At 38.0% G+C, this 6,988-nt stretch carries 4 protein-coding genes; all 4 read right to left on the bottom strand.

All coding sequences use genetic code 11. From position 1 onward, the window contains the following. Nucleotides 1-599 (bottom strand): glycerol-3-phosphate 1-O-acyltransferase PlsY (gene plsY, locus R3333_RS11215; protein WP_318958870.1); only part of this gene is annotated, 599 nt, incomplete at its 3' end. Beyond that, nucleotides 599-5,182, bottom strand: a complete 4,584-nt coding sequence (locus R3333_RS11210) for a hypothetical protein (protein WP_318958869.1) — start codon at nt 5,180-5,182, stop codon at nt 599-601. The genes plsY and R3333_RS11210, both read right to left, overlap by 1 nt. Nucleotides 5,183-5,378: 196 nt before the next feature. After that, the gene (gene prmA, locus R3333_RS11205) at nt 5,379-6,218 is read right to left on the bottom strand and encodes a 50S ribosomal protein L11 methyltransferase (protein ID WP_318958868.1); all 840 of its coding nucleotides are present in this window, start codon (nt 6,216-6,218) and stop codon (nt 5,379-5,381) included. Nucleotides 6,219-6,241: 23 nt separating this feature from the next. After that, nucleotides 6,242-6,988: triose-phosphate isomerase (tpiA, locus tag R3333_RS11200; RefSeq protein ID WP_318958867.1), on the bottom strand; the 747-nt coding region annotated here is incomplete at its 5' end.

Raw genomic sequence — 6,988 nt, 5'->3', positions numbered from 1 at the left:
TTCCCCTCTCCTTTTAAGAGTCGTTTTATGTTCTTTTTATGGGTAATAACCACTGCTAAACTTAACACGATACTAAAGACGGTTAAAGGAACATTTTGGTTGTTAAAACCGAAGTGTAAAATTAAAGGAAAGGCCAAAGCTGCCGTAATTGCTCCTAAAGAGACAAAAGAAAAGACCATAAAAACAGCTAAAAATATTCCCAAACAAATCAAAGCCGTTAAGGGGTGTAACCCTATGATTACTCCTAAGGATGTCGCTACTCCCTTTCCACCTTTAAAACCAGCAAAAAGTGGAAATACATGCCCCAATACAGCGCATATACCTGCAGTTAATTGCAAGTGAATTAAATCATCTGTGGCCCAAGCGTATTGAGACACAAAAAAGGGCATTAGCACTGCCAAAGCCCCTTTTATAATATCAACGGTTAATACAACCTTACCTGCCTTCTTCCCAAGTACACGGAAAGTATTGGTTGCTCCTGCATTTTTAGAACCGTGTTCTCTAACATCAACTCCATACTTTGCTTTTCCAACCCAAACGGCTGTGGGAATAGATCCCAAGATGTAAGCTATACTTCCAAATAAAACGTAATCAAACATTAAATACCTCCAAATATTCTAAGGAATTGACTCTTCAATACTGAATCGTCTGAAATTCCATACTCAAATTTCTTAATTTTTCTCTTATCCTCTTTGATTTCCATTACGCTCGTATTGAATTCTTGATCACTGGTAATGATATCCATCTGTCCTCTCTTCTCTCCTTGTTCATAGAAGAAATAGTAAGAATACCCTCCAGGCATATCTATCATAAATCCAACCTTATCTCCTAACAACACACGTTGCTCGGCGAATAATTTAAAGTCAACATACTTCAATACAGGAACATCATTAATAGAAACTAAAATGGCTTTCGACATACTTGTTTTCAAACCTTTTTGGTAATCGTCTACTAAGTCGTAAGTACTTAAACGTACACCTGAGAAAACAAAGGTAGCTTCTACTTCCTTGGGTAACTTCTTCACTGTTCCAGACTCACCTAACTTTTCGCTAAAGTTCTGCGCATCCTTTTCAGAAGACCAAGTGGCAATAGCATCTACCAAAGTGTTCGATTTTAAATCAGCTGGAGCCAAGTTACTTTGTAAGTTAATCTTATTGGCTACCGCTTCGAAAACCTTCTCGTCCATCGGTGTTTTTACCTGCATGGTTAAGTTGAAGTTAGCTTCCTTCTTGGCTTGGTTATAAATCACAGTTCCTACACTTGCAATTTCCAAGTCACCAAAGTCCATCCCTAAGTCAACCTTACCATTCCCGTACATTCCGCACGTCTTCAAATTCAAAGAAACGTAATTTCCAACAGCCGATAAATCTAACAATTTTTCTTTATTTCCAATTTCAAACTCGTAAGAGGCTGGGTTATATTTTAAGAATCCTGTTCCAGAAATCACCTTGGTATCCGCTTCATTTTCTACGGCAGATAAGAAGGTTGGATAAATCTCTAAAGAATCAAGGTTCTCTGTATTTCTCCATACTAAACCTGCAGAAATTGCATTCCCTTCTAAATCTTCTGGACTCTCTCCTACCGGAATTTGAACATCCTTAGGATCAATAGCAGAACTAAAGGCCATCCAGTTTTTAGCAATTCCTTCACAGTCGTGTACAATCTTAGTTGCTCCCTTAAAGTTGATCAAAGGATTGTTGGCATATAATTCAACATCTCCATAGAAATCGAACTGAGGAGATAACATAAAGTCAGTACCCTCGGCCACTTTACCATTTGCACGTGTTTGTAAATCTTTATCTACATATACCTTGTGCATTGGGATATAATGCAAGGTAGAATCTAAATCATAGTACTTATAATCTCCAAAACTCAAGAAACTCTCACTCGATTGAATGGTTGTGTTCGCATTAACGATGGTATGTAAAATCTCCTCGTCACGTGATTTAATCACAGAATTTCTCAAGGTATCTATTACCGCTTTTGGTTGTATTTCCACATATTGAGAATCTGGATATATCAATGCATCGGCGATTTCTACGAATTCTGTTTCGTAACAGTTGATAATTCTGTTTTTCATATCGAACTGTGCATTCCCACTCTCTATGGTCAACATCTTCTGCTCTGGACGAAGTGCATAGAACTTGGCTTTATCTTCTGGGTTATCCAAAATGATTTCATCCTCATCTATTTTCCAGTCGAAATCCTTCACAGAACATCTAAACTCGTTAACAGGGAAACGCAGTTCAGAATCATCATCCATAATAGAGAAAGTTCCTTCTCGGCCCTTTAAGTCTATCTTCGTTTTTACATTCTCACTGGTCAATAAATACTCTGAAGCCATCAAGTCTCCAGGTTTCTTATCCAAGTTCTTTAAGTAATAAGCTGCTGAATCAGATATGATATCCCAACGATCAAATTCAAAGGCATTTGACGATAATAGAGCTTTCTCCATATCTACTCTACCCATCCCCGTCATACCTGAAGGTTGAATAACAGCCGTTCCAAACAAGTTACTTTCCCCTTCGTACATCTTAATAGGATCTCTAGTAGATTTCACTTTCAACATTTTGTTTCTTGGAAGGTAGGTCATGAAGGCATTTGGTGATTCTGCATCCGGGAATTGAACACCGCTCGCCAAAGGTTCATTTTTAAATTCTACAATACCTATAGTACTATCTGGTAAGAAGGTAAAGGCTTTAGAGATAGAAGTTGATTGAATGAAATCAATTTGACCGGCTCCTTGTAATCCGTTGTTTGACAACACAATTTTATTTTCATATTTCGCAACATCTCCATAGAAATCATATCCTCCTGTTGGAGCTACCGTACTAAATCCTAAAGAATAATCTCCCATAATGGTCAAGTCTTGCTCAAAGACTGGGAAAATTCCTGCCGAGTGCATTTGTCCATTAAAGGCAATAGATTTTTCATCGAAGTTATCCAAACTGTCTATCGTAAAAGGTTCAACTTCAAAGAAGAAATTTTCTTTCTTGTAAGCACTTTGGTGAATAGCATCGTATTCCCAGAACACCTTGGTAGTTCCTTCTGAATACAGCATAGGATAATTATGAAACTCTTCCTTTAAACCACTTCTGTTATTCGGATCATCTACCAATATATACCCTACAATTCCCGTTAAACTCGATTGTAAAGAGATTGGCGTTTTACCATCTTCTGGACGTAAAGGATTAACCCTAAACAAGGCAATATCTGAAGAAGTAATATTGATTTTATTCTCGGCGTAATCGTAATATCCATTGGTGATATCTATCTGCCATTTCCCTGAATTTACCCATCCTTTGAAAATAACATCTCTGTTCTCCTTGATTAACACTTTACTAGAATCTGGAAAAATTGCTGTGGCTTGATAATCCGAAATTGGCACTTTACTCACGGCAACAAGGGCCATGTTCATGGTGTTTAAGTTTATGTTACCATGACTCTGCATTCCTTTGATAGAGTTGTTATGCTGTTCTATCTTGACTAATTCTTGACGTAAACTTGGATTCTGCTCTAATTCATCCTTGGTGTAGTTCTTTGGTCGCATTGGCGCGAGGTTAGACTCAAATACTATATTGTCGTAGTCTTGCTTTCCAGAACGCGCATTGATAAAGTTATAGAGCTTATCCTTTAAAATGATTTCTCCTTTGTCTGTATCGTAGGAAATGAAACCAAGAGATGACAACTTTAAGAAAGTTTGCTTGGCTTGAGAAGTTGTTCTACCCAAGGCTGAAGCCGCCGTTCCTTCTGGCATTACCTGTAGGTCATACTTGTAGGAATACTTAGAAAGAGCCACCAAAGGGTGAATTGACTCCATACCCTGTAAGGATTCATACAAGGCCTGATCGTAGTAATTTCTGGATTCAAATCGTGCAATACGTTGTTCTTGTGAAGTACCCAACCCAAAGTCGAAATCTAACACATCACTGTCGATAGCCCAAGAGATTTGGGTAACATACATATCTAAATCGTGGAAGGTATTTGTAAACGGAGATTGCTCCACTCCTACATTCCCCCTTACCAATTGGATACGTTTATTGGTTCTGTCATAAGCAAAACGCACACCTGGATGCCAGATAGAATCTTTAGCACTCAAGTGGATGATGGTTTTACAATTCCTTGTACTTAACTTATCCTCGGTAATGTTCAGGGTTTGAGATTCTGTAGTAATAAATTCTTTTCCTCCTTTTTTGAAGGATAGTCTGATCGGTTCTTGACGTGTTCCGAGTCCTACGAATTCAGCTCCTTTTAAAGAAAAACCTCCTTCGTAATTTACTCCTTCTACAATGTTGGGAATACTCAATCTGTTTTCGAAAGAAGAGAACTGTGGATACTCATCTCCTTTTCCTTCTCTATACGCACCACGCTGTGCTCTTTCTGATAATTTTCCGATAATCGGTTCCGAGAAATAAGTTGAGGTTAAGTATGCCGTATCTATATTGATATAAGGCGATTTCATAGAAACATCGTAATAAGAAATTTTGGCCTTCGTTTTTTCTCGGTCTAGTCCTACCTTTTCCCAAGTTATCTCTCCTCCTTTACCTTGCCATTTCTCTAAGGCTGGATCATATACTCCAGAAGTATTGTAAACAACCATACTATCTGTGTAAGGAATCTCTTTTTTAGTAGAAGATGATGTATTGATGGTTCTACAAATCAGGTTACCATTTTCTAAAACAATTTCCGGACCTCTGTTGTAGACAAAATCAAAGGCTCCACCTTCATAAAACCACTCAAATCCATTGTTGATGTATATTACTCTACGTTGAAAGAATGCTTTCGAAACCTGGATAAATTCTTCAAATTTTCTTGAATTTCTAGAATCTAACTGTTTGTCGATAGCCTGGTGCCAAGCTGTGTAAGAATCGTTGGCTTTTTTCTCCATCAAAGCGTTCACAGAAAATACGTAGTTGTATACTTCTGGGTAAGCATCCATGCGCTTCTCTATAATGAGATTAGCCGTTTTCACCATGCGTTCAAAAACCTCATCTTTAATCAAATCACTTTCCAAAAGGTTCATTTCAAAGACATCCTCTATAAAAGCGAATTCCTCCTTTGGTGTAAGTGGTTTTAACTCCTTTTGAAGCTCTTTAAAAAACTTCTCTCTGTCGGCACTATAATTCTGAGCTAGTGTCTGAAAAGAGAAAAAAAGTATACTTAGTACTACAGCTATTTTCATGTTTACTAATTTACAATAGAATGAATAATTTAAGTCCACCCCAAAAGCGCTCTGTTTCATTTTAAGTAAAATATAACAAAGGGCTAACGCAATTTTAATTTACGCCAATAGGGTATAAATAAAAAGGGTGTAAGGTAAAGGAAAGGTTTAGTGCCGTAAAAATCAAGACTCTTACGGCACCAAGTATTAACTGCTCTTAATTTTTTATTAACTGTATCACGGCCCAACCTTCCTTCAGAAGTACACCTTCCTTTGTAAAACCGTTTTGTGCAGCAATAGTTACAAGTTCATCTACATCAGATTCGAAAAAACCGCTTAATTTCAGTTTCCCACCCGATTTCAATAAAGATGCATACGTTGGCATGTGTGCCTTTAATACGTTTTTGTTGATGTTGGCCAAAAGCAGATCAAAATTGTCTTCTTTCACCACATCTATATCTCCCAATAAGAAAGTAATATCATCGATATCATTTCTACCTTGGTTTTCTATGGCATTTTCTACAGCCCCTTCTTCGATATCAGTACCCATCGTAAAGCCAGCTCCTAATTTCTTAGCAACAATGGCCAAAACTCCTGTTCCAGAACCAACGTCTAATACGCGTTTACCTTCCAAGTTTTCATCAAACAAAGCTTTGGACATTAACCACGTTGTTTGGTGGTGTCCGGTACCGAAAGACATCTGCGGTTGAATTTCAACAACCATTCCCTTGGCCACACTTGCATCGTGGAAAGGAGCTAAAATGCTCAACTTATCTTCTACAAAAACGGGTTCAAAATCAGCTTCCCATGTAGCATTCCAGTTTTGTTCTGCAATGGTATTTTGCGTAAAGCTCAAGTCTAACCCTTCTGGAACATTTCCCAGTAAAGTTTGCGCCATCACCTCATCCATGTTTACATCAGCAGTCGGTCCATAGGCTTTTACCCCTGTTTTATCATTGGTAAAGCTTTCAAAACCTAATTCTGCCAATTGAGAAACGATGATATCGTCCCACGGTGAAACTGGACTCAATTTGATATCTAATTCTAGATACTCCATATCTGTGCGTTTAAAGGGTGCAATTAAAGTGCGTTAGCAATAGCAATAAAGTCAGCCGCTTTTAAACAAGCTCCTCCTACTAATCCACCGTCTACATTTTCACAAGCAAATAACTCTTGTGCATTGTCTGGCTTCACACTTCCACCGTAAAGAATAGAAGTACCTTGTGCTACCTCTTCTGAGTATTTTGCTGCAATTGCCGCACGAATGTCTTTGTGCATCTCCTCAGCTTGTGCGCTAGAAGCAGTTTTACCTGTTCCTATCGCCCAAATTGGTTCGTAAGCAATCACTACATTTTTCATTTGCGCTGCAGACAAGTGGAATAAACTCTCCTCCAATTGTTTGATTACAAAATCTTTTTGTGTTCCTTCTTCTCTTACCGCCAAAGGTTCTCCACAACAGAAAATCACTTCTAATCCTTCTGCCAAGGCAGCGTCTACTTTCTTTTTTATGATCGCATTGTCTTCTCCAAAGATCTCTCTTCTCTCAGAGTGTCCTACCAATACAGACTCTACTTCAAAAGCCTTTAATTGCGCCATACTGATTTCTCCAGTAAAAGCACCTTTGGCTTCAAAGTATCCGTTTTGTGCACCTACAGTAATTGGAGATTTCCCCAATTTCGCTAATGCTTCTGACAAATAAATAAACGGAGGAAACACTTTCATTTCCTTATTTTCTTCAATAAAATGATAATCTGTAATACCGTCGAACAATTCAGCAACTTCTGCTGGGTTCAAATTCATTTTATAATTCCCTGCTACTATCTTTCT

The organism is Lishizhenia sp. (assembly GCF_033720595.1).
Taxonomy (GTDB): Bacteria; Bacteroidota; Bacteroidia; order Flavobacteriales_D; family Crocinitomicaceae; genus Lishizhenia.
The sequence above is the reverse complement of the archived record's forward strand: the minus strand, read 5'-3'. Positions and strand labels throughout refer to the sequence as shown.

Excerpts from the sequence above, each read along its gene's own strand:
- R3333_RS11210 (WP_318958869.1), bottom strand. The coding sequence starts at position 5,182 with ATGAAAATAGCTGTAGTACTAAGTATACTTTTTTTCTCTTTTCAGACA.
- prmA (WP_318958868.1), bottom strand. The coding sequence starts at position 6,218 with ATGGAGTATCTAGAATTAGATATCAAATTGAGTCCAGTTTCACCGTGG.